This is a genomic window from Methylobacterium sp. J-088 (assembly GCF_022829295.1).
GTDB lineage: Bacteria > Pseudomonadota > Alphaproteobacteria > Rhizobiales > Beijerinckiaceae > Methylobacterium.
The window spans coordinates 22257-44446 of record NZ_JAKSYH010000263.1 but is presented as its reverse complement, the minus strand read 5'-3'; the positions used below and the strand labels follow the sequence as shown (position 1 = coordinate 44446).

General features: G+C 69.8%; 16 protein-coding genes and 1 tRNA gene. 13 read left to right on the top strand and 4 right to left on the bottom strand.

All coding sequences use genetic code 11. The annotated features are described in order from the left end of the window. The first annotated feature begins 72 nt into the window (after window positions 1-72). The 10 genes from crtD (at window position 73) to MKK63_RS28820 (ending at window position 14288) form a co-directional block, all read left to right on the top strand. Window positions 73-1626 (top strand): 1-hydroxycarotenoid 3,4-desaturase CrtD, encoded by a 1554-nt coding sequence (crtD, locus tag MKK63_RS28865; protein WP_279574925.1) that lies wholly within the window; start codon window positions 73-75, stop codon window positions 1624-1626. Further along, window positions 1623-2519 (top strand): carotenoid 1,2-hydratase, encoded by an 897-nt coding sequence (locus tag MKK63_RS28860; RefSeq protein WP_244007606.1) that lies wholly within the window; start codon window positions 1623-1625, stop codon window positions 2517-2519. The genes crtD and MKK63_RS28860 overlap by 4 nt, the downstream gene beginning before the upstream one ends. Window positions 2520-2679: 160 nt before the next feature. Continuing rightward, window positions 2680-3918 carry a glycosyltransferase family protein gene (locus MKK63_RS28855; protein ID WP_244007604.1) on the top strand — a complete coding sequence of 413 codons (1239 nt, stop codon included), beginning with the start codon at window positions 2680-2682 and terminating at the stop codon, window positions 3916-3918. Continuing rightward, the gene (locus tag MKK63_RS28850) at window positions 3915-5195 is read left to right on the top strand and encodes a glycosyltransferase family 4 protein (RefSeq protein ID WP_244007602.1); all 1281 of its coding nucleotides are present in this window, start codon (window positions 3915-3917) and stop codon (window positions 5193-5195) included. The genes MKK63_RS28855 and MKK63_RS28850 overlap by 4 nt, the downstream gene beginning before the upstream one ends. Beyond that, window positions 5183-7333 carry a glycosyltransferase gene (locus tag MKK63_RS28845; protein WP_244007600.1) on the top strand — a complete coding sequence of 717 codons (2151 nt, stop codon included), beginning with the start codon at window positions 5183-5185 and terminating at the stop codon, window positions 7331-7333. The genes MKK63_RS28850 and MKK63_RS28845 overlap by 13 nt, the downstream gene beginning before the upstream one ends. Beyond that, window positions 7330-9171, top strand: a complete 1842-nt coding sequence (locus tag MKK63_RS28840) for an ABC transporter ATP-binding protein (protein ID WP_244007598.1) — start codon at window positions 7330-7332, stop codon at window positions 9169-9171. The genes MKK63_RS28845 and MKK63_RS28840 overlap by 4 nt, the downstream gene beginning before the upstream one ends. After that, entirely contained in the window at window positions 9168-10037 is an 870-nt protein-coding gene (locus MKK63_RS28835) for a hypothetical protein (protein WP_244007596.1), read from the top strand. The genes MKK63_RS28840 and MKK63_RS28835 overlap by 4 nt, the downstream gene beginning before the upstream one ends. Before the next feature lie 269 nt (window positions 10038-10306). Next, window positions 10307-12130, top strand: a complete 1824-nt coding sequence (locus MKK63_RS28830) for an ABC transporter substrate-binding protein (RefSeq protein ID WP_244007594.1) — start codon at window positions 10307-10309, stop codon at window positions 12128-12130. Then, entirely contained in the window at window positions 12127-13143 is a 1017-nt protein-coding gene (locus MKK63_RS28825) for an ABC transporter permease (RefSeq protein ID WP_244007592.1), read from the top strand. The genes MKK63_RS28830 and MKK63_RS28825 overlap by 4 nt, the downstream gene beginning before the upstream one ends. After that, window positions 13140-14288, top strand: coding sequence for an ABC transporter permease (locus MKK63_RS28820; protein WP_244007590.1), 1149 nt, complete (start codon window positions 13140-13142; stop codon window positions 14286-14288). The genes MKK63_RS28825 and MKK63_RS28820 overlap by 4 nt, the downstream gene beginning before the upstream one ends. 508 nt (window positions 14289-14796) lie before the next feature. On the opposite strand, the gene MKK63_RS28815 is transcribed toward MKK63_RS28820, so the two are convergent. Both MKK63_RS28815 and MKK63_RS28810 read right to left on the bottom strand, forming a co-directional pair. Further along, the gene (locus MKK63_RS28815; RefSeq protein WP_244007833.1) at window positions 14797-16971 is read right to left on the bottom strand and encodes a sensor histidine kinase; all 2175 of its coding nucleotides are present in this window, start codon (window positions 16969-16971) and stop codon (window positions 14797-14799) included. A gap of 97 nt (window positions 16972-17068) precedes the next feature. After that, on the bottom strand, window positions 17069-17332 hold the full coding sequence (locus MKK63_RS28810) for a SelT/SelW/SelH family protein (protein ID WP_313901803.1): 264 nt from the start codon (window positions 17330-17332) through the stop codon (window positions 17069-17071). Between the two features lie 443 nt (window positions 17333-17775). On the opposite strand from MKK63_RS28810, the gene MKK63_RS28805 reads away from it, so the two are divergent. Together MKK63_RS28805 and MKK63_RS28800 are read left to right on the top strand one after the other, a co-directional pair. Continuing rightward, window positions 17776-17850 (top strand) — tRNA-Val (locus MKK63_RS28805). A gap of 141 nt (window positions 17851-17991) precedes the next feature. Further along, window positions 17992-19524, top strand: a complete 1533-nt coding sequence (locus MKK63_RS28800; RefSeq protein WP_244007588.1) for an acyl-CoA carboxylase subunit beta — start codon at window positions 17992-17994, stop codon at window positions 19522-19524. A 35-nt stretch (window positions 19525-19559) separates the two neighbouring features. On the opposite strand, the gene MKK63_RS28795 is transcribed toward MKK63_RS28800, so the two are convergent. Continuing rightward, a complete protein-coding gene (locus MKK63_RS28795; protein ID WP_244007586.1) occupies window positions 19560-20021 on the bottom strand; it encodes an ABC transporter ATPase in 462 nt (153 codons plus the stop codon). A 96-nt stretch (window positions 20022-20117) separates the two neighbouring features. Continuing rightward, a complete protein-coding gene (locus tag MKK63_RS28790; protein ID WP_244007584.1) occupies window positions 20118-21035 on the bottom strand; it encodes a metallophosphoesterase in 918 nt (305 codons plus the stop codon). Between the two features lie 186 nt (window positions 21036-21221). Here MKK63_RS28790 and hemC point away from each other — a divergent pair, with 186 nt between their 5' ends. Then, window positions 21222-22145, top strand: coding sequence for a hydroxymethylbilane synthase (hemC, locus tag MKK63_RS28785; protein WP_244007582.1), 924 nt, complete (start codon window positions 21222-21224; stop codon window positions 22143-22145). Window positions 22146-22190 lie beyond the last annotated feature (45 nt).

Here is a 22190-nt window from a genome sequence, read left to right as displayed (position 1 = left end):
TTGTATTGGCTTGTCAGCGACAGGTGTCATTTCTTATTGACACTGCTGGCGCGGCAGATCAATCCCGTTCCGATGCGGAACAGCGGGGCGAGCGTGGCTCGGGAGCGCGTCGTCGTGATCGGCGCCGGGATCGGCGGCTTGGCCGCCGCGCTCCGGCTCGCGCAGGCCGGTTGCGCAGTGACCGTCTTGGAACGGGCCGCGCAGCCCGGTGGCAAGATGCGCAGCGTTCCGGTCGGGGGCCGCGCCGTCGAGGCCGGGCCGACCGTCTTCACCATGCGCTGGGTGTTCGAGGAGCTGTTCGCCGAGTGTGGGGCGAATCTTGGCGAGCGGGTCGCGCTGAGCCCGGCGGACCTCCTCGCCCGGCACGCCTGGAGCCGCGACGAACGTCTCGATCTTTTTGCCGATATCGAAGCCTCGGCGGCGGCCATCGCGGCCTTCGCCGGACCCCGCGAGGCCGAGGGCTACCGGCGATTCTGTGCCCGGTCCGCGGAGGTCTACCGCACGCTCGAAGGCCCGTTCATCCGCGACGGACGGACCAGCCCGGCGGGGCTCGCCCAGCGGGTCGGATTGTCGGGGATCGGCGATCTCTGGCGGATCCAGCCCTTCGCCACCCTATGGTCGGCGCTCGGCAGCTTCTTCCGGGATCCGCGGCTGCTGCAACTCTTTGGCCGCTATGCCACCTATTGCGGCGCCTCGCCGTTCAGCGCGCCGGCGACCCTGATGCTCGTCGCCCATGTCGAGCAAGCGGGCGTCTGGACCGTGGCGGGGGGCCTGAGCGCCCTGGCGCGATCGGTGGCGGATCTCGCCGCGGAACGGGGCGCCACGTTCCGCTACGGCGCCCACGTCGAGCGGATCGTCACCGAGGGCGGGACGGTGAGCGGCGTCGTCCTGGCCGGCGGTGAGCGGATCGCGGCCGACACGGTCGTCTGCAACGCCGATTGCGCCGCCCTCGGCGCCGGGCTGCTCGGTGCCGATGCGGCATCGGCCGGCGCGCGGCTGGCGCCGGCCGAACGCTCGCTGTCGGCCGTGACCGTCTGCGCGGTGGCGGAGCCCCGGGGCTTCCCCCTCGCGCATCACTCCGTGTTCTTCTCGCGGGACTACCGGGCCGAGTTCGACACGATCCTGCGCCGACGCCGCCTGCCCGACGACCCCACGGTCTACGTCTGCGCGCAGGACCGGTCGGAGGCCGGCCTCGTGCCGTCGGGACCCGAGCGCCTGCTCCTCCTCGTCAATGCCCCGGCGGATGGCCGGGACCGCCCGCCCACGCCGCCGGAGATCGAAACATGCGCGAGGACCCTGCTGCGCCGGCTGGAGGCCTGCGGGCTTCAACTGGATCTGGCGTCGCCCGTGACGACGACGCCCCGGGAGTTCGAAGCCCTCTTCCCGGGGACGGGGGGCGCGCTCTACGGGCGGTCGGCGCAGGGCTGGGCGGCGACGTTCAAGCGGGCCGGCGCCCGGACGGCGATCCCGGGGCTCTATCTGGCGGGGGGCTCGGTCCATCCGGGGCCGGGCGTTCCGATGGCGGCGCAGTCCGGCCGGCTGGCGGCGGCGGCGATCTTGGACGACCGCGATTCGACGGCCCGGTCGCGCGGGGCGGCTACGCGTGGTGGTACGTCGATGCGGTGAGCGATGACGGCCGACAGGGCCTCACGATCATCGCGTTCATCGGCAGCGTGTTCTCGCCCTACTATGCCTGGAGCGCCGAACGGGACCCGTTCGCGCATTGCGCCATGAACGTCGTGCTTTACGGCGAGCGCAGCCGCTTCGCCATGACGGAGCGCCGCGCCGACAGCCTGTCGCGGGACGCAGATCACATCGCCATCGGGCCGAGCGCGATGCACTGGGACGGCACGGCGCTGACCGTCCGGATCGACGAGCGCGGGTCGCCCCTGCCCCACCGGCTGCGCGGCACGGTCCGGCTGGAGCCGCCGGGCTTCACCGCCGGGCCATTCCACCTGGACCGCGCCGGGCGTCATCGCTGGTGGCCGATGGCCCCGTCCTCGCGGGTCGAAGTCGCGTTCGATCAGCCCGGATTGCGCTGGACCGGCACCGCGTATTTCGACACCAACGACGGCGACGAGGCCCTGGAGGATGCGTTCACCCGCTGGACGTGGTGCCGGGCCGATCTGCCGGACGGTGCCGCGATCCTGTACGACGTGCACCACCGGGATGGCGGTGGCCAGAACCTGTCTCTGCGCTTCAACCGGGACGGCAGCCGCCGCGAGATCCGTCCGCCGACGGAAGCACGCCTGCCGCCGACGCGCCTCTGGCGAATGAATCGCGATACCCGCAGCGACGACGGCCGCGCCCGCGTCCTCACGACCTACGAGAACACGCCGTTCTACGCCCGCTCCCTGCTGGCCTCGACGCTCGGCGGCGAGCCGGTGCGCGCGATGCATGAGAGCCTGTCCCTCGACCGGTTCCGCAACCCGCTCGTGCGGTTGATGCTGCCGTTCCGGATGCCGAGACCGCCGATCCGGTCGGTCGACCCGGCGCCGCGTCCGATCGGGCGCACATAACGCCGGGCCGCGCGAAGGTTCACCAGCAAACGGATCCCGTCACACCCCTGCAACGTCACCGGTGCCAGGCCGTTCGACGGCGCTGTTTACCGTCCGGCCCCGCTTGTGCGAGAGGGCGTCGGCTGCGATCCTCGCGCCTTCAACTGAGGCGGTCACCGGAATGCGAGAGGACGAGGCGTCATCGGGCCCACGCGTTCTCATCTACAGCCACGACACGTTCGGGCTCGGCCATCTGCGCCGCTCGCGGGCGATCGCCAACGCGATCGTGTCGGGTGACGGCCGGGCCCGGGCGGTGATCGTGTCCGGGTCGCCGGTGATCGACCGCTTCGCCTTCGCGCCCGGCGTGCGGACGGTCCGACTGCCCCCGGTCGTCAAGTTCCTCGACGGGGGGTATGGCAGCCGCGACGCCGCCGTGCCCCTCGACCGGACGGTGGCGTTGCGGACCGACATCATCACCCGCACCTGCGCGGCCTTCGCGCCCGACATGATCGTCGTCGACAAGGAACCGGCCGGCTTCCACGGGGAGTTGTTGCCGACCCTCGAATGGGCCTGCGAGCGGGGGATCCGTCTGGTCCTCGGCTTGCGCGACGTGCTGGACGAAGCCGATCGCCTCGTTCCCGAATGGGAGCGCAAGGGTGCGGTCGAGACGATGGTGCGCTTCTACGACGAGATCTGGGTGTACGGCCTGAGCCGCATCCACGCGCCCCTGGCGGCGCTGCCGATGGAGGCCGAGACTGCCACCCGGATCGCCGAGCGGTTGACCTACACGGGCTATCTGCGCCGCGACCTGCCTGAGCGGCGGGCCGGACGCGCGGAGCCCGCCGTGGCGCAAGGGCCGTTCATCCTCGTCACCGCGGGCGGCGGCGGAGACGGCGCCGCGCTGATCGACTGGGTCATCGCCGCCTATGAGGCCGATTCCGGCATCCCCCTGCCGGCGCTCATTGCCTTCGGCCCGTTCCTCGACGACGCGGCCCGCCGCGGCTTCGACGTCCGCATCCGCGCGCTCGCCGGGCGGGTCTCCGCGATCACGTTCGACAGCGAGATCGAGTTCCTGATGAGCAAGGCGGCCGGCGTGGTCGCCATGGGCGGCTACAACACGTTCTGCGAGATCCTGTCGTTCGATCGCCGGGCGATCCTCGTGCCGCGCACCGAGCCGCGCCGCGAGCAGGCGATCCGCGCCCTGGCGGCCGAGGGCCTGGGGCTCGTCCGGGTCCTGATGGAGGAAGACGGGCGGGAGCCGGAGCGCATGGCGGCGGCTTTGCGCGCCCTGCCCGAGCAGACCGAGCCATCGCGGGTCCTGGTCCCGGGCCTGCTCGGCGGGCTCGAAGCCGTGGCGCGCCGGGTCCGTGCGCTGGCCGGTTCTGGCGTTGGGCAACACCGCGTGCGGGCCTACTCGTGACCGAGCGGCGGATCGCCGTGGTTCTCAAGGGCTATCCGCGGCTGTCCGAGACCTTCATCGCCCAGGAGATCCTGGCCCTGGAGCGGTGTGGGCTGCCCCTGGAAATCTGGTCACTGCGTCGACCGACCGACCGGTTCCACCACCCGATGCACGCGCAGATCCGCGCGCCGGTCTCCTACCTGCCCGAATACCTGCACACGGCTCCATGGCGCGTGCTCCGCGGAGTCCTGGCCGCGCTGCGGCGGCCGCGCCTGCCCGCGCTCCTGGCACTCTTCGCCCGCGATTTCCGGCGCGACCCGACGGCCTCGCGCCTGCGCCGCTTCGGTCAGGCGCTGGTGCTGGCCCGGGAGCTGCCCGCCGCCATCGGGCATATCCATGTGCATTTCCTGCACACGCCCGCCAGCGTCGCCCGCTACGCCGCCGTGCTGACGGGGCGCGGCTGGAGTTTCTCCGCCCACGCCAAGGACATCTGGACCACGCCGGACTGGGAGCTGACCGAGAAGCTGCACGACGCCCGCTGGGGCGTGACCTGCACCCGCGACGGCCAGAGGCGCCTCGACCGGCTGGCACCGGGCCGGACGCTGCTCGCCTATCACGGGCTCGATCTCGGGCGCTTCCCCCCGGCGCCCGACCGGAACGACCGGCGCGACGGCACCGACCCGGCCGCGCCGCTGCGGCTCCTCTGCGTCGGGCGGCTCGTGGCCAAGAAAGGGCACGACGACCTGATCGCCGCCCTGGCCGGCCTGCCCGCAACCCTGCACTGGCGGCTCGACCTGATCGGCGGCGGTGAGTTGCGCGACGCGCTCGAAGCGGACGTGCGCGACCGTGACCTCGCCGGACGGGTGAGCTTCCGCGGCGCCCTGGCCCAACCCGAGGTAATTGCGGCGATGCGCGCCGCCGATCTGTTCGTGCTGCCGACCAAGCCCGGCCCCGGCGGCGACCGCGACGGGTTGCCGAACGTCCTGATGGAGGCGGCCAGCCAGGCCCTTCCCATCCTCGCGACGGCCTTCGGGGGCACGCCGGAATTCATCGCCGACGAGGTACACGGCGTTCTGGTGCAGCCCGGCGAGCCGGCGGCCCTGATTGCGGCCCTGATCCGTCTGGCGGGGGATCCGGACCTGAGACTTCGCCTCGGCGCGGCGGCGCGCGCCCGGCTGGTCGAGGATTTCTCTGAGGAGCGTGCCGTATCGCTGATCGCCGGCCGGCTGCGAGGTTCGGCCGGAGCGGGCGCATCCGCGCTCGATAGCGCCCCGGAGGGGTCGCCGTGCGCGTCCTGATCGCGGTCACGCATCTGCTCGGCGCCGGGCATCTCACCCGTGCCGCCGCCCTGGCCCGGTCGTTCGACGCGGCCGGTCATGAGGCGATGCTGATCTCCGGCGGCGTCCCGGCCCCCCTGGTGCGCCTCGATGGGGTGCGGCTCGTCCAGCTGCCGCCATTGCGCATCGTCGGCACCGCCTTCGCGACGCTTCTGAAGCCTGACGGGGAGCCAGCGGATGCTGTGTGGCTGGCGCACCGCCGTACGCTGACGATCGAAGCGCTGGAGACCTTCGCGCCCGATGCCGTGCTAACCGAGCTGTTCCCCTTCGGCCGGCGGGCGCTGGCGGCGGAGTTCCTGGCGCTGGTCGATGCGGCGCACGCCCGGGTGCCCCGTCCCCTGGTACTCGCCTCCGTGCGCGATATCCTCGTCGCCGCGACAAGACCGGAGCGGATCGCGCAGGCCCATGCCCGGGTCGCCACCCTGTATGACGCCGTGCTGGTCCACGGCGATCCGGCGCTGGTGCCCCTCGAAGCCTCCTGGCCGCTCGACGCCGCGACGGCCGGCATGCTGCGCTACACGGGCTATGTGGACGAGGGGACGCGCCCCCCACCGGCTGCGGAGCGCGCCGGAATTCTGGTCGCCGCCGGATCCGGACCGGCCGGGCTACTTGTGCTGCGCACCGCCGCCGATGCGGCCCGGCAGCGGCCGGATCTCGGCTGGCGGATCCTGGCCGGCCACGGCGTGCCGGAAGCCGCTCTGCGGGTGATCGGGCTTGGACTTCCGGATGGCGTCCTCGGCCGTGCCCGGGCGGATTACCGGACCCTGCTGGCCGGTTCCGCAGTGTCGGTCAGCCAATGCGGTTACAACACCGCGACCGATCTCCTCGCCACAGGGACGCCCGCCATCCTCGTGCCGTTCGAGGCGGGTAGCGAGACCGAGCAACGCCTGCGCGCGGAGCATCTCGCCGCGCACGGCCTCGCCCGGATCCTGCCGGAGGCGGAATTGAGCACCCAGGCGCTGCTTCAGGCGGTGGAGGCGCAGCGAGCGGCGCCACGGCCCGGTTCGCATGGGTTCGATCTCGGCGGTGCCGTGCGCTCAGTCGAAATCGTCGCGGCGCTTCATGCGGACCGCCGCGGTGGACGCCGCGTCCCTGCCGCCGACATGATCTCTGTGATTGGGGATAGCGATCCCGCGCAGACGAGCCCGATCCAGCACGTGCGTGACGGCGGAGCACCATCGGATCGCGCGGGCGCGACGCGCCCCCTCTCCCGTGCGGGAGAGGGTTGGGGTGAGGGACGAGAAGTCTCAGGATCGAGCACGGACGTGACGCGCAGTCAGGCTGCGCCTCACCTGGCTGCGCATTCGTCTTGGCACGTGCTGCATCAGGCCCTCGACGCAGCCAGCGCCTGCGGCCGCACCCTTCCGTTTCTCTGGCGCGACGACGACACGGTCACCGCGACGCCGGCGCTCGACCGGCTGCTCGCGCTGGCGGAGGCGCACAACGCGCCGCTCCTGCTCGCCGCCATCCCGGCCGGTATCGAGCCGGCCCTGGGGCGTCGCCTCGAAACGGCGCCGGAGGTCAGCGTCGCGGTCCACGGCCTCGCGCACCGCAACCACGCACCGCCCGGCATGAAGGCCGCGGAATTCGGCCCCGGTCGACCGCTCTCTGCCCTCGTTGCGGATGCCGCCGCCGGGCTCCGGATCGCGCGGGAGCGCGTGCCGGAATCCCATCTGCTCCCGGTCTTCGTCCCGCCCTGGAACCGCCTCGCGCCGGCGCTCGCCTCCGCCCTTCCGGAGCTCGGCTATCGCGGCCTGTCGGCAGTCCCGGCGGCGCCGATCCCCGGTCTCCGCCGCATCGACGCCACGCTCGATCCGATCGATTGGCGCGGCTCGCGCGCCCTGCGCGACCCCGAGGCGATGCTCGCCGCCCTCGCCGACGACATCGCGCGGAGGCCCGAACGCCCGATCGTCCTGCTGACCCACCATCTGGGGCAGGATGAGGCAGTCTGGAGCTTTATTGAGCAGCTGTTTGCCGTGCTCCTGAAGCATCCGGCGATCGAGAGGCTGCATCCGCGGCGTGCGTTCGACCGTGCCGCAATGGACAGGCGGGGTACGCCGCCCCATCATCCGGATCTCCAGAACGCGGGGACCGTTTGAACGCACTTCTGTCCATCCGCGATCTTGCCGTCGCGTTCCGAGCCGAGCCGAAACCGTTCGAGGCGCTGCACGGCCTGTCCCTCGACGTGACGCGCGGGCGGACCCTGGCGCTCGTCGGTGAATCGGGCTCGGGCAAGTCGGTGACCGCGCAGGCGATCCTGCGCATCCTCCCGCCCTCCGCCGCCATCACCCGCGGCCAGATCCTGTTCCGCGACGGCGGCTCGGACGTCGATATCGCGCGGCTTCCCGCCGAGGGCCCGGCGATGCGGGCGATCCGCGGCCAGCGCATCGCGATGATCTTTCAGGAGCCGATGACCTGCCTCTCGCCGCTCCACACGATCGGCGACCAGATCGGCGAGGCCCTGCGTATCCACACCGGTGCCGACCGGCGGGAGGCCGATGCGCGCACGCAGGAGGCCCTCGCCCGGGTGGGCTTTCCGGATCCGCAGCGCGCCCTGCGCACCTACCCGTTCGAGCTGTCGGGCGGCCTGCGCCAGCGCGCGATGATCGCCATGGCGCTGATCCTGAAGCCGGCCCTGCTGGTCGCCGACGAGCCGACCACGGCGCTCGACGTCACCACCCAGGCCCAGATCCTCGCCCTGCTGACCCGGCTCCAGGACGAGACCGGGATGGCGATCCTGCTGATCACCCACGACCTCGGGGTGGTCGCCAACGTCGCCCACGACGTGGCGGTGCTCTATCGCGGGCGGCTCGTGGAGTCCGGCCCGCGCGAGGCGGTGATGCGTGCCCCCGGCCACGCCTATCTGCGGGCGCTGCTTCACGCGGTGCCCCGGTTCGACATGGCGCCGGGCGAGCGCCTGACCCCGATCCGCCCGGCGAAGGCCGAGATCCCGCCGGTGCAGGCACGCGCGCCGCTGGCCGGGCCGATCCTTCAGGTCGAGCGGGTGAGCAAGACCTTCACCCTGCGCTCCGGCCGGATCTGGCAGAAGCCGCGGTACGTCCACGCCGTCTCCGATGTGTCGCTCAGCCTCTCGGCGGGCCAGACGCTCGGACTCGTCGGCGAATCGGGATCGGGCAAGACCACGGTCTCGAAGATGGTCATGCGGGCGCTCGCTCCCGATTCCGGCCGGATCCTGTTCGACGACGGCGCCGGCCCGCGGGATGTCCACGTCTTGAGCGGCAACGCCCTGTTCGCCTACCGGCGCACGGTCCAGTTCGTGTTTCAGGACCCCTACGCCTCCCTCGATCCCCGCATGACCGTGCGCCAGATCCTCTCCGAGCCGATGGAGATCCACGGCGTCTCTCATGCGGAGCGCAAGGAGCGCTGCCGCGCCCTGATGGCCATGGTCGGCCTGGAGCCGAATGGCCTCAACCGCTACCCGCACGCCTTCTCGGGCGGGCAGCGCCAGCGCATCGGCATCGCCCGTGCGCTGGCCGTGCAGCCGCGGCTCCTCGTGCTCGACGAGCCGGTCTCGGCGCTCGACGTGTCGGTGCAGGCGCAGATCCTGAACCTGCTCAAGGATCTCCAGGCGGCTTTGGGGCTGTCCTACCTGATCGTCTCTCACAACCTGGCGGTGATCGACTACATGGCTGACACGATCAGCGTGATGTGCCGGGGGCGGATCGTCGAGGAGGCCCCCCGGGCCGCCCTGTTCCGCCGGCCGGTCCATCCCTACACGCAGGCGCTGCTGGCCGCCGTGCCCGATCCGAGCCTGGATCACCCGCTCGATTTCGCGGCCGTGGCGTCCGACCGGAACGATCCGACGCGCTGGGAGGCGCCCTACCGGCTGGAGCCCGACGAGGCGGGCACGATGCGCGCCATCGAAACCGGGCACCGTGTCCGGTTCGGCGGCGCGGCCGAAGCGGTGGCCGCATGAGCCAGATGCGACCTCCGATCGCGTTGGAGCGCCTGCGCCGGAAGGTGCTCGGCCCCCTGTTCGACCGGCTCGGCTACGACCTCGTGCCCGCTGCCCCGGATTGGAGCCACCGGCCGACCTCCCCGCGCGAGGTGGCGACGCTGCTCGAAGCGGCGGCCGCGATCCTGGAGCGCGACCTCGCGGCGGCCGGGCTGACGTTGGACGGTCCCGTGATCGATCCGGTCCGTACCTTCTGGTCGCTGATCCCGACCGCGCCCGTCCGTCAGCGGCGGGGCGGCAGCGGCTTCAACGGGGCGCTGCAGCTCTACGTGGCGATGCGGGCCCTGAAACCCGCCTTCGTGATTGAATCGGGTGTGTTCCGCGGGATGACCACCTGGGTGATCCGGCAGGCCTGCCCGGAGGCCCGGATCTTCTGCCACGATCCCGACCTGTCCGGGCTTCACTACCGCGACCAACAGGCCCGCTACAGCACCGCCGACTGGTCGACCGCCGATTGGTCGATGCTCGACCCGGCCTCCACGGTGGCGTTCTTCGACGACCATGTGGCGCAGGGGCGTCGGGTGGTGGAGGCGCAGGCCCGGGGCCTGACCCGCCTGCTGTTCGACGACGACGCGGCCGGCCATCGGATCCACGCGCATGGTGGCCCCGCGCACCCGACCATCGCGATGATCACCGGCCCCGAGCGCAGCCCGGAACCGATCCGCTGGACCCGCAACGGACGCCAGTTCGAGCAGCCGGTCGACGACGAACTGATCCGGCGTGCTGCCGGCCTGATCGCCCGGTCCCACGCCTTCGACGATCTGCACCGGGCGACGGGGTATTCGCCCGCGCGGCTGACCTCGGTGACGCTGCGGGGTGGGCCATGAGCGGGTCTGACAAGCGCGACGGTTTCCCCTCCCCCCTCTGCGGGGGAGGGTGGCCCCTGCGTCGGCAGGGGTCGGGAGAGGGGAACCCCGCGTACGAAAGGACCGCGACCTTTATGAAGGCGAGCGCCTCCTTCTGCACCGTTGCTCCCCTCTCCCGACCCCCTTCGGGGGCCACCCTCCCCCGCAGAGGGGGGAGGGAGAGCGGTGTCTCCCGCCGCGCCCTCCTCGCCAGCCTCGGCGCATCCCTTGTCTGGTCGCGCTCGGCGCCGATGGCCCGCGCCGACACCCCGCCGACCGAAGCCCCGGCCCCACCGACCACCCCCCTGGTGGTCGATCTCGCCGCCCATAACCGACGGCCCGGCACAGCCGGTGGCACGATCCGGACCCTGATCGCCAAGGCCCGGGACGTCCGCTACCTCTCGGTCTACGGCTACACCCGCCTGGTCGGCTACGATGCCGACTTGAACCTGCGGCCGGACGTGCTGGAGCGCGTCGATGTTGAGGGCGGGCGCTTCACCTTCACCCTCCGCAAGGGCCATCGCTGGTCGGACGGGCATCCGTTCACCACCGAGGATTTCCGCTACTACTGGGAGGACGTCGCCAACGAGAAGGCGCTGAGCCCGGACGGGCCGCCGGCCTTCTTCCGGATCGAGGACAAGCTGCCCCAGGTCGAGGTGCTGGATCCGGTGACGATCCGCTTCAGCTGGGACCGGCCGAACCCGCTGTTCCTGCCCACCCTGGCGGCGCCGCGGGATCCGCTGATCTACCGCCCGTCGCACTACCTCAAGCCGGTCCACGCCCGCTACATCGGCAAGGATGCGGCCGACGCGAAGGCCAAGGCGCTGAAGCTCCGCAGCTGGGCCGCCCTGCACAACCGCATGGACGACAATTACGAGCTCGGCAATCCGGACTGCCCGACCCTGCAGGGCTGGGTGCCGCGGACGCGCTCGCCCGCCACCCGGTTCCGGTTCGAGCGCAACCGCTCCTATCACCGGGTCGATACGGCCGGCACCCAGCTGCCCTATGTCGATGCGATCGTCATGGACGTGGCCTCGCAGGGCCTGCTGGTCGCCAAGACCAATGCCGGCGAGGCGGATTTGATGTTCCGCGGCCTGTCGATGCCCGACATCCCGAGTCTCAAGGAGGGCGAGGCGATGCACCGCTACCACACCTATCTGTGGCCGGTGGCGCGCGGCTCGGAATTCGCTCTCTACCCAAATCTGACTACCGCGGATCCCGTCTGGCGCCAGCTCAACCGTGACGTGCGCTACCGCCACGCCCTGTCGCTCGCCATCGATCGCCGGACCCTGAACAACACGCTCCTGTTCGGGCTCGGTACCGAGGGCAACGACACGATCGTGTCGGACAGCCCGCTCTTCGAGCCCGCGATGCGGACCCTCAACGCCGGCTACGACCCGGCCGCGGCGGCCAAGCTTTTGGACAGCGTGGGGCTGACCGGTCGCGACGGGTCCGGCACGCGGCTCCTGCCCGACGGGCGCCCGCTGGAGATCGTCGTGGAGAGTGACGGCGAGGCCGAGATGGTGCTCGACGCGCTGCTGCTCATCACCGAGTTCTGGCGCGAGGTCGGGATCCGTCTGGTAACCAAGCCGCAGGAGCGCACCAACCTGCATCGGCGCTCCATCGCCGGCATGACCGTGATGGTGGCCGCCCAAGGGCTCGACCTTGCGGTCCCGACCGCGATCATGCCGCCGACCGAGCTGAGCCCCGCGCAGCCGGAGCACTATTCCTGGCCGCTCTGGAGCATGAACGTCGAGAGCCGCGGCAAGAGCGGGGAACCCTGCAATGTGCCGGAGGTCGAGCGCCTGATCGAGCTCGACCGCCAGTGGCGCGACACCGACGACGCGGCCAAGCAGGCCGCGATCTGGCGCGAGATGCTGATGAACCACGCGCGCAACACCTGGGTGATCGGCACCGTGGCGGGAGCGCTGCAGCCCGTGGTCGGAGCCGATCGCCTGGTCAACCTGCCGAAGCGCGCCCTCTATTCCTGGGATCCCACGGCCCTGATCGGCGTGCAGCGCCTCGACGAGCTGTTCTGGGATCAGGCTGCCGACAAGCGTGTGGAGGCCCGGTGATCGCCGTCATCCTCCGCCGCGTCCTCACGATGGCGGCGACGCTGCTGGTGATTTCGGCGCTCGTCTTCCTCATCATCAAGCTGCCGCCCGGCGATTATCTCTCCAACAGGATCATGGAATTGCGCGCCACGGGCGACGCGACGTCGGTGGCGAAGGCCGAATTGCTGATCCAGCAATACGGGCTCGATCGGCCGGTCTGGCAGCAATACCTGATGTGGATCGGAGTCATGCCCGGCTCGGTGGGCTTCTCGGGGCTGCTCCAGGGCGATTGGGGCTGGTCGTTCGAGTACGACAAGCCGGTGGCGGACGTCGTCGGCGACGCCCTGTGGCTGACCCTCCTGATCAACCTGACCGCGGTCGTGTTCGTGCATCTGGTGGCGATTCCGGCGGCGATCTACTCGGCGACGCACCGCAACACGTTCGGCGACGCGGTGGTCACGCTGCTGGGCTATGTCGGCTTGGCGGTTCCGGGCTTCCTCCTGGCGCTGATCCTGCTGTTCTATGCCAACCGCTGGTTCGGGCTGTCGATCGGTGGCCTCTACGATTCCGCGCTCACCAGCCAGCCCTGGACCTGGGCAAAGATCCGCTCGCTGCTGGGCCATCTGGTCGTGCCGACCCTGGTGATCGGGCTCGGCGGGACGGCGGCGATGATCCGGCGCATGCGCGCCAACCTGCTGGACGAGCTTGCCAAGCCCTACACGGTCACCGCCCGCGCCAAGGGCCTGCCGCCCTTGAAGGCCCTGCTGAAATATCCGTTCCGCATGTCGCTGAACCCGTTCGTGGCGGATATCGGCAACCTGCTGCCGCATCTCGTCTCCGGCTCGGTGCTGGTCTCGCTGGTGCTGAGCCTGCCGACGGTCGGGCCGCTGCTCCTCGAAGCCCTGCGCAGCCAGGACCAGTTCATGGCCGGCTTCATCCTGATGTTCGTTGCTTCCCTCACGCTGGTCGGGATGCTGATCTCCGACCTGACCCTGGTCTGGCTGGATCCGCGCATCCGCATGGGACTGCGATGACGGACGCGATTCCCGCCGACCGCCACTTCGTCGATCCGGCGCTCTTTGAGCCGGATGCCGGCCCTGAAGGCCTCGCAAAGAGTGCGTCCGCGTGGCGGCTGATCGTCCGAAAATTCCTGCGCCACCGCATCGCGGTCGCTTCGGCCGTAATCCTGCTCGCGCTCTACGCGATCGTGCCGTTCGTCGAAATGCTGGCGCCCTACGGTCAGGCCCGGCGCAACGGCGACTTCCTGTACGCACCGCCCCAGGGCGTCCACCTGTTCCACGCGGGCCGGTTCGTCGGGCCGTTCGTTTATCCCTACCGGGCGCATCTCGACCTCGCCACGTTCCGCCGGGACTACAAGGTCGATACGGCGGCCCCGCAACCGCTGCGCTTCCTGTGCCGGGGCGACGGGTATGATTGGCTCGGGCTCGTCCATACCGACCTGCACGTCGTCTGCCCGCCGGAAAACGGCACCCTGTTCCTGCTCGGCACCGACAAGCTCGGGCGCGACCTGTTCTCCCGCCTGATCTACGGGACGCGGATCTCGCTCACGATCGGCCTCGTCGGCGTGGCGATCTCCTTCGCGCTGGGACTCTTCTTCGGCGGCATCGCGGGCTATTTCGGCGGCATCGTGGATGCCGGGGTGCAGCGGCTGATCGAGGTGGTGCGCTCCCTGCCCGAATTGCCGCTCTGGCTCGCGCTCTCGGCGGCCCTGCCGCCGAACTGGAGCCCGCTCCTGATCTTCTTCGGCATCACGGTGATCCTGGGACTTCTGGATTGGCCCGGTCTTGCCCGCGCGGTGCGCGGCAAGCTCCTGGCCCTTCGGGAGGAGGATTTCGTGCAGGCCGCGGAGCTGATGGGCGCCTCGCCGGCCCGGGTGATCGGCCGGCACCTCATCCCGAACTTCATGAGCCACCTGATCGCCTCGGCGACCCTGTCGATCCCCACCATGATCCTCGGTGAGACCGCCCTCTCCTTCCTGGGGCTCGGCCTGCGTCCGCCGGTGACGAGTTGGGGCGTGCTCCTCAACGAGGCGCAGAATCTGGCGGCCGTGCAGCTCTATCCGTGGCTGCTGGCGCCGGTGCTGCCGGTACTGGTGACGGTGCTGGCCTTCAACTTCCTGGGCGATGGGCTGCGGGACGCGGCCGACCCGTATCAGTGAGGGCTTGTTCGACCCCAGAATTCGGGTTTTCAAAGGGCTGATGTCCAGCCCTTTCAAGGTATCTGGGCTGGCTGCAAAGATCGCAATCCATGGCCCTAACATATCAAAAGAGCACCGCCTTTTCCCCTCCCCCCTCTGCGGGGGAGGGAGACGCGCGGAGCCGCCTTCGCCTCTCCGAGGGAAATGTATGCATCCGGTAGCCCGCTCGGGAGGGGCCAGAGGAGGAGCGCGCTTGCCCGGTGTCTTGATGATCCTGCAAACACCTTGAAAGGGGCTGGGCTGCGCCCGTTCGCTGGCTTTCAGGGCCGAGCCCTGACGATTCCTTGCCGAGGCTCTGTCCTGAACGCGCGAGAGGTCTCGATCCACTGCGGTCGTCCTCGCCGCGGCGCACCGCCCCCGGTAGACCATGCCGGACGGTCGTATCGCGCCGGACGGACTTGCCGAGCGACGCGTCACGCAACCGTGCATAACCCTGTCAGAGAAGCCGGTTCGAGAGCGGTCACCCCGCCTATCCCGCCAACGGCAGCGGCGCGATCCGCGCCGGCGCAGCGGCGCTCTTGCGGTCCAGCAGGCCCGGTGGCGGCACGGGCGCCTCGATGGTGCAGACCACGCCGGACGGTTCGTAGTTCAGCGTCACCGCGCCGGCCAGCTCGCGGGCCAGGCTGCGCTCGATCAGCCGGGAGCCGAAGCCGGTGCGGGTCGGCTTCTTGACCGGCGGCCCGCCGCGTTCGGACCAGCGGAGGTACAGAAGCGTCTCGTCCTCGCGCCGAACCGTCCACGCAATGTCCACCATGCCGCCATCGGCCGAGAGCGCGCCGTACTTCACCGCGTTGGTGCCCAGTTCGTGCAGCGCCATGGCGATCGACAGGGCGAGCCGCGGTGCCAGCCGCAGGGGCGGTCCGGTGACCCGGAACCGCGAGGCGCGGCCATCGCCGGATTCGAGCGGCCGGATCGCGTCCGCCACCACCGCCGACAGTTCGGCGCCCTCCCAGCTCTCGCGGGTGAGCACATCGTGAACCCGGGCCAGCGCCAGCAAGCGCGCTTCGAAGGCGGCACGCGCGGCATCGGCCTCCGCACCTTCGAGCCCGCGCAGGGACTGCACGGCGATCGACTGCACCGTGGCCAGGGTGTTCTTCACCCGGTGATTGAGTTCGTGGATCAGGAGCAGCAGGTGCTCCTCGGCGTTCTTTGCGTCGGTGATGTCGATGTTGCAGCCGGTATAGCCGAGGAAGTTCTGATCGTCGTCGAGGCGCGGCACGCCCTCGCAGCGCAGCCAGCGCGCGATTCGATCCCGGTCGAGCACGCGCACCTCGAGGCGGAACGGCACCCGCGCTTCGAACGCCTCCGAGAAGGCTACTCGAAACGCTTCGAGATCATCCGGATGGATGATCCGCGCCCAGCCCTCCTCGGCGAGTCTCGCCGCCCTGATCCCGAACAGGTGCTCGAAATGCAGATTGGCGAAGCTCACCGCGCCGGTCTCGTCCGTCATCCAGATCAGGGCCGGCGCCGAATCGGCCATGTGCCGAAACCGGGCCTCGCTCTCGCTGAGCGCCGTCAGGCCCCGCCGCGTCTCGGCGAGTGCAAGGTCGCGCTCCTCCTCGCGGGTGCGCAGGCGGAGCGAGGCCTCGGACAGGACGAGGGCGAGGCGCTGGATCTCGTGGACCGGCGAGGAGATCCGCGGGATGGCCTCACCCCGCGCCAGGGCGGGCCCCGTGGCGGCCAGCAGCCTCAAGGGGCGGGAGACCCGCGACCACAGATTGACGGCCAGCAGCGAGGACGTCGCAAGCACCAGCAGGCCGAAGCCCGCGAAGGCCCAGACCCAGCGGCGGACGCGCGCGTCGACCAGAGCCTGGGGGATACTGGTGGCGACCATCCAGCCGGTGAGGCGGGAGCGGGCCTCGATCACCACGACCGGCTTGTGCTGGCGGTCCTGGCCCTCCCAGACCCCCGGTGTCGCGGATTGGACCTGCCGGAGGCTCGCGAGCCGCGGGCGGCCCACCACCGCATCGGGATCGGGCAGCCGCGCCAGCACGATGCCGTTGCGGTCGCTGATGCCCGTCGTCCATCCCGGCACGACCTCACGCGACAGGATGCCCTGAAGGCGGGACAGCGGGACGGTGAAGCTCAGGATGTATCCGACCTCGCCGTCGATCATCACGGGCACGCCGACCGCGTAGGAGGCTTCGTTCGCGGAGGGACCCGGCACGAAGCCGCTCACCATGGCGCGCTGCGTGCCCTTCGCCAGCTCCTGATCGAAGGGCAGCCCCACGACCGGCAGCGGCGCACCGCGCGGCACGCCGGTATTGACCATCGCCTGGCCGTTCGGCCGCCTGAGCAAGACATCGAGATCGATGGACTCACGAACGAGCCGCGCCTGCGCGTCGAACGCTTCGAAATCGCCCTGGCGGATCCGCGGCGATGTGGCCAGCGTCTGCAGCACTGAGACGAGACCCGCCGTATCGCGGTCCAGCGACAGGCCGATGCCGCGCACGTTCTCACGCGCGTCCTGCTCGAAGCGCGCCCGCTCGGCCGACGCGTAGCGCATCAGCAGAATGCCGGTGAACAGGAGGCCCGGCCCGATCAGTGCCACGACGAGGGCGATCAGATAGACTTGCGTCGAGAATCCGTTGCCGGCGAAACGGTGAAGCCGCCGCGACAGCCAGGACCGGCGTGCGGGGATCACCGCCGGGACGTCGCCGCCCCCGGCCTGCCGCTGCGGACTCAAGCGGGGCCCGTCCCCGGCCCGCGGTGCCCCGCAGGCTCCTCGCCGTTCCCTCGCCTCATGGCCGGTCGATATGGCCGAGATCGCGCGCCGGGTCGAGGTGGTCTCGCACCCGCTGTTTAAGCGACTTCACGTCGGGAAAGCCGCCATCGCGCACCCGCTCCCACACCAAAGCCGTGCCGATCTCGATGCGGAACGCGCCGCCCGAGGCCGGGATCAACGCGACCTCCCCAAGATCGTCGCGGAAGGTGGAGAGAAGCTCCTGCGCCATCCACGCGGATCGCAGAAGCCAGTTGCATTGCGTGCAGTAGGTGATCGCCACGCGCGGCCGTTGCGCCCGGCTCGCGATGTCCGACGTCACGTCGCTACCGGGATTCACGCCCGCTGGCCCCTCGTGCATCCCGGCACAGCGCACCGGGGCGGCGAACTTGTCAACCATGGGACGCGGAAGAACCTGCGACTTGGGCGTCGCCGGGGCCGTGTCGGCGATGTCGTGAGCCGCCTATGCGTCATGGCTGTCGTGAAAGGTTCTGTTCCGCTTCACTGGTTCGGATGGATAGTGTGCAGGACGAGATCCAGTTTTTCCGGACGCAGTCGCGAGCGCTGGCTCAAAGCTCGCCCTTCGCGATCGACCGCGTCCACCGGCCAAGCGCAAGAACATCGCGAACCGCGCTTGACGTTCTGGCCCGCCGCGCCCTAGAAGGCCCGCCACCGGTTCGCCGCGCTGGAAAAGCGCGACCGACACGTCTGACTTGACGCCGGTACGGACGGTTAGCACAGCGGTAGTGCGTTCCCTTCACACGGGAAAGGTCGCAGGTTCGATCCCTGCACCGTCCACCATATCCCCTCAAAGCTCTGACAAACATGTCGGTTTGCCACCCGTAAGGCCCGTGCTAAGGCCGGATCATCGGCGAATGCACAAGCTTGGACCCGGCCCGAACCGGGTCGCAGGTTACCGGCAGGGGAAGGGCGGAAACAGCGATGAAGGATATCCTCGACAAGCTCGAAGAGCGCCGGGCGCAGGCTCGTCTCGGCGGTGGTGAGAGGCGCGTCGAGGCGCAGCACAATCGCGGCAAGCTCACCGCAAGGGAGCGCATCGAACTCCTCCTCGACCACGGGTCGTTCGAGGAATTCGACATGTTCGTGCAGCACCGCTCCACGGATTTCGGCATGGAAAGCCAGAAGATCCCAGGCGACGGCGTGGTGACCGGCTGGGGTACGATCAACGGCCGGACCGTGTTCCTGTTCTCCAAGGACTTCACGGTGTTCGGCGGCTCCCTGTCTGAGGCCCACGCGCAGAAGATCGTGAAGGTCCAGGACATGGCGCTGAAGATGCGCGCCCCGATCATCGGCATCTTCGATGCCGGCGGCGCGCGCATCCAGGAAGGCGTCGCGGCGCTCGGCGGCTACGGCGAGGTGTTCCGCCGCAACGTCATGGCCTCCGGCGTCATTCCGCAGATCTCGGTGATCATGGGCCCGTGCGCAGGCGGCGACGTCTATTCGCCGGCCATGACCGACTTCATCTTCATGGTCCGCGACACGAGCTACATGTTCGTCACCGGCCCCGACGTGGTGAAGACCGTGACCAACGAGGTCGTGACCGCCGAGGAGCTGGGCGGCGCCAAGGTCCACACCACCAAGTCGTCGATCGCGGACGGCTCGTTCGAGAACGACGTGGAGGCGATCCTCCAGATCCGCCGTCTGCTCGATTTCCTGCCGGCCAACAACATCGACGGCGTGCCGGAGCTCACGAGCTTCGACGATGTCGAGCGGCTCGATTCGTCCCTCGACACGCTGATTCCCGACAACCCGAACAAGCCCTACGACATGGGCGAGCTGATCCGCCGCGTCGTGGACGAGGGCGACTTCTTCGAGATCCAGGCGACCTACGCGCGCAACATCATCACCGGCTTTGCCCGGATCGAGGGGCGGACCGTTGGCTTCGTCGCCAACCAGCCCCTGGTCTTGGCGGGCGTGCTCGATTCCGATGCTTCGCGGAAAGCCGCGCGCTTCGTGCGCTTTTGCAACGCCTTCGGAATCCCGATCGTGACCTTCGTGGATGTGCCGGGCTTCCTGCCGGGCACAGCGCAGGAATATGGCGGCCTGATCAAGCATGGCGCAAAGCTGCTCTTCGCCTACTCACAGGCGACCGTGCCGCTGGTGACGATCATCACCCGCAAGGCCTTCGGCGGGGCCTACGACGTGATGGCGTCCAAGCATGTCGGCGCAGACGTCAACTACGCATGGCCGACCGCCCAGATCGCCGTGATGGGCGCCAAGGGTGCGGTGGAGATCATCTTCCGCAGCGAGTTGGGTGACCCCGAGAAGATCGCGGCGCGGACAGGCGAATACGAGGATCGGTTCCTGTCGCCGTTCGTGGCGGCCGAGCGCGGCTACATCGACGAGGTGATCATGCCGCATTCCACCCGGCGCCGGGTCGCCCGGGCGCTCGGCATGCTGCGTACCAAGAAGATGGAGCAGCCCTGGAAGAAGCACGACAACATCCCGCTCTGAGGGGGACAGCGAACCGGCGATGCGTGCCGCCGGCCTCAGCTCCGATCGCTGTGCTCGATCACGGCGCAGAGGGTCAGGGGTCCCTTGTCGGGCGAGACCATCGCCGAACACGTGATCCGGGCACCGCCGAGATCGACGTTGCTGTGGCGGAGCCGAACCGCGGCTGCCTGAGCCTTGTGCGCGGCTTCGGTGATCACCTGGGCATCGATCCCGGTCACGGCATGCCCGGCGTGACCGAACGTGTCGTAATAGGTATCGGGCGGATTCGCGCCGCGATACTGCGCGCCGACGGAGGAGAAGTCCGGTCCGCCGCAGGCCAACGTCAGCGTCATGTCGGGACTGGCTGAGAAGCTGGCGTAATCGCTGCGGCGCTCGGTCGCCTGCGCCGATGTCTCGGATGTGACGCGGTCGATGAGTGTGTCGCAGGATTGGGCCCGGGCGGATCCGGACGCCGCGACGAGGCAGGAAAGGGCGAAGAGTGGTATAAGGGCGCGCATGGCAGGCAGGTAGCGCGGCGTGCAGCGGACGACGAGCGGCGCGTCATTCGGGCGCGGAGCTGGTGCATCGCGGCCCTTCGACTCCCCCGAGGTCGCTCAGGCGTCAGGCGCCGGGGCGGTCTGCCCGAGTTCGAGGAGCACGATCTCCGGCGGCACACCAAGCCGCACCGGGATCCGGCTCATGCCGAAACCGCCGGACACGATCATGTGGCGCCGGTCCTGCACGATGTGCCCGTACGCGTAATCATGGCCTTGGACCTTGCGGATCGCGGGCGAGCGTCCAAACATCCGCACCTGTCCACCGTGGGTATGCCCGGCCAGGGTCAGTGAGAATCGGTCCGGAAGGGTGGCGAAGATGTCGGGTTCATGCGCCATCAGGATCACCGGCGCCGAATCGGTAATCGCCGCCAGCGTGCGCGGCACGTCCGCATGGCTGAGCGTCTTCCAGCTACCCATGAAGGGCTGCTGGTCGGCGAGGCCGGCCAGCCAGAACGGGCGTCCGTCCTTGATCAGGCGGACGGCCTGATTCTCCATCACCGGAATTCCCCGCGCCTCCAGCAAACGCTTGGCTGCGGGCGTCCCGCTGCGGGCTGCCTGGACGGTCTCATCATCCCACCAATCGTGATTGCCGAGGATCGCGTGCGTGCCCAGTGGGGCCTTCAGCTCCGCCATCATCCGGGCGAACTGGGTAAGTGGCAGCTTCCGCCATGCGATGAAACCCGCTGGGTAATCGCCGAGCAGAAGCACGAGGTCGGGCTTGAGCGCATTGGTGGCGTCGACGATCTCGGCCACCCGGTCGAACGGCATGTAGGGCTCGCAGATATGGAAATCTGCGAGCACCGCCACGCGCAGGCGCAGAGCCGGATCCCAGCGCGGGAGGGCCGGCGCGTAGGAGGTCACGACGAGGCGGCGCAGCGGCTCGACATCGAGCGCATAGACGCCCGTCGCCGCCGTCAGACCGAGTCCCGCTCCGAGGCCGGTCAGGAACTGCCGTCGGCTCGGCAGAGTCAGCATCGCGCCATGTCCGTTCGCTCTGTCGTGTGCCGAAGTTCCGTTAGGCATGCAGTCCGGCGAAAGCGGGGCGTCGCCACCGGCCTTAATGCAACACGGCCGGTTCAAGAAACCTGAATACCCCTGACCGCAGCGTGACAGGCGGTCTATAAGACCCTGACCCATCCACCCAAGAAGATCCGAAGACAGATGTTGAACCGTCCCTTGCGCATCGGCACCCGCGGCTCACCGATGGCGCTCGCGCAGACCGGGATGGTGCGCGATCAGATCGTCGCGGCCAATCCAGGTCTGGAAACCGAACTCGTTGTCGTCACCACCGTGGCCGACAAGATCCTAGATCGGCCGCTTTCCGAGATCGGTGGCAAGGGGCTGTTCACGAAGGAGCTGGAACAGGCCCTGTTCGCCCAAGAGGTCGATATCGCGGTCCACTCCATGAAGGACGTGGAAACTTGGCTCCCCGACGGTTTGATCATCGCCTGTATCCTGAAGCGCGACGATCCCCGGGACGCCTTCCTGTCACCGCATGCCGACGGTCTAGCCGGGCTGTTCGCGGGGGCTCGGGTCGGCACCTCGTCGTTGCGCCGGGGTGCCCAGGTTCTGATGCGCCGCCCGGATCTGCAGGTGGTGCCGCTGCGCGGCAACGCCAACACGAGGATGCGCAAGCTCGAAGCGGGCGAGTGCGACGCGACCCTGCTGGCCCTGGCCGGCCTCGAGCGTCTCGGGCTCGAACACATGGCCCGCAGCATTCTCAGCGTGGAGGAGATGCTGCCGGCCGTGGCGCAGGGTGCACTCGGCATCGAGTGTCGCGCGGCGGACGGCGCGGTCCGCGATGTGCTGGCGCCGATCGCCTGCGCCCGGACCACGACCGCTATCACCGCCGAGCGCGCCCTCCTGGCCGAGCTCGATGGGTCCTGCCGGACGCCGATCGCCGCTCTCGCGCGAATCGAGGGCGAGACCCTGTCGCTCGACGGCCTACTGTTCCTGCCGGACGGGAGCCGGCACTGGTCGGTGTCGCGCCAGGGACCCGCTGCCGAGGCCGAGCGGATCGGCCGTGAGGCCGGCGCGGCCCTCAAGGCCGATGCGGGCGAGACCTACACGCGCGATCTCAAATAGGACGGTGCTCGCCTCCCCCCTGCCCTTCCTGGGGAGGCGAGCACG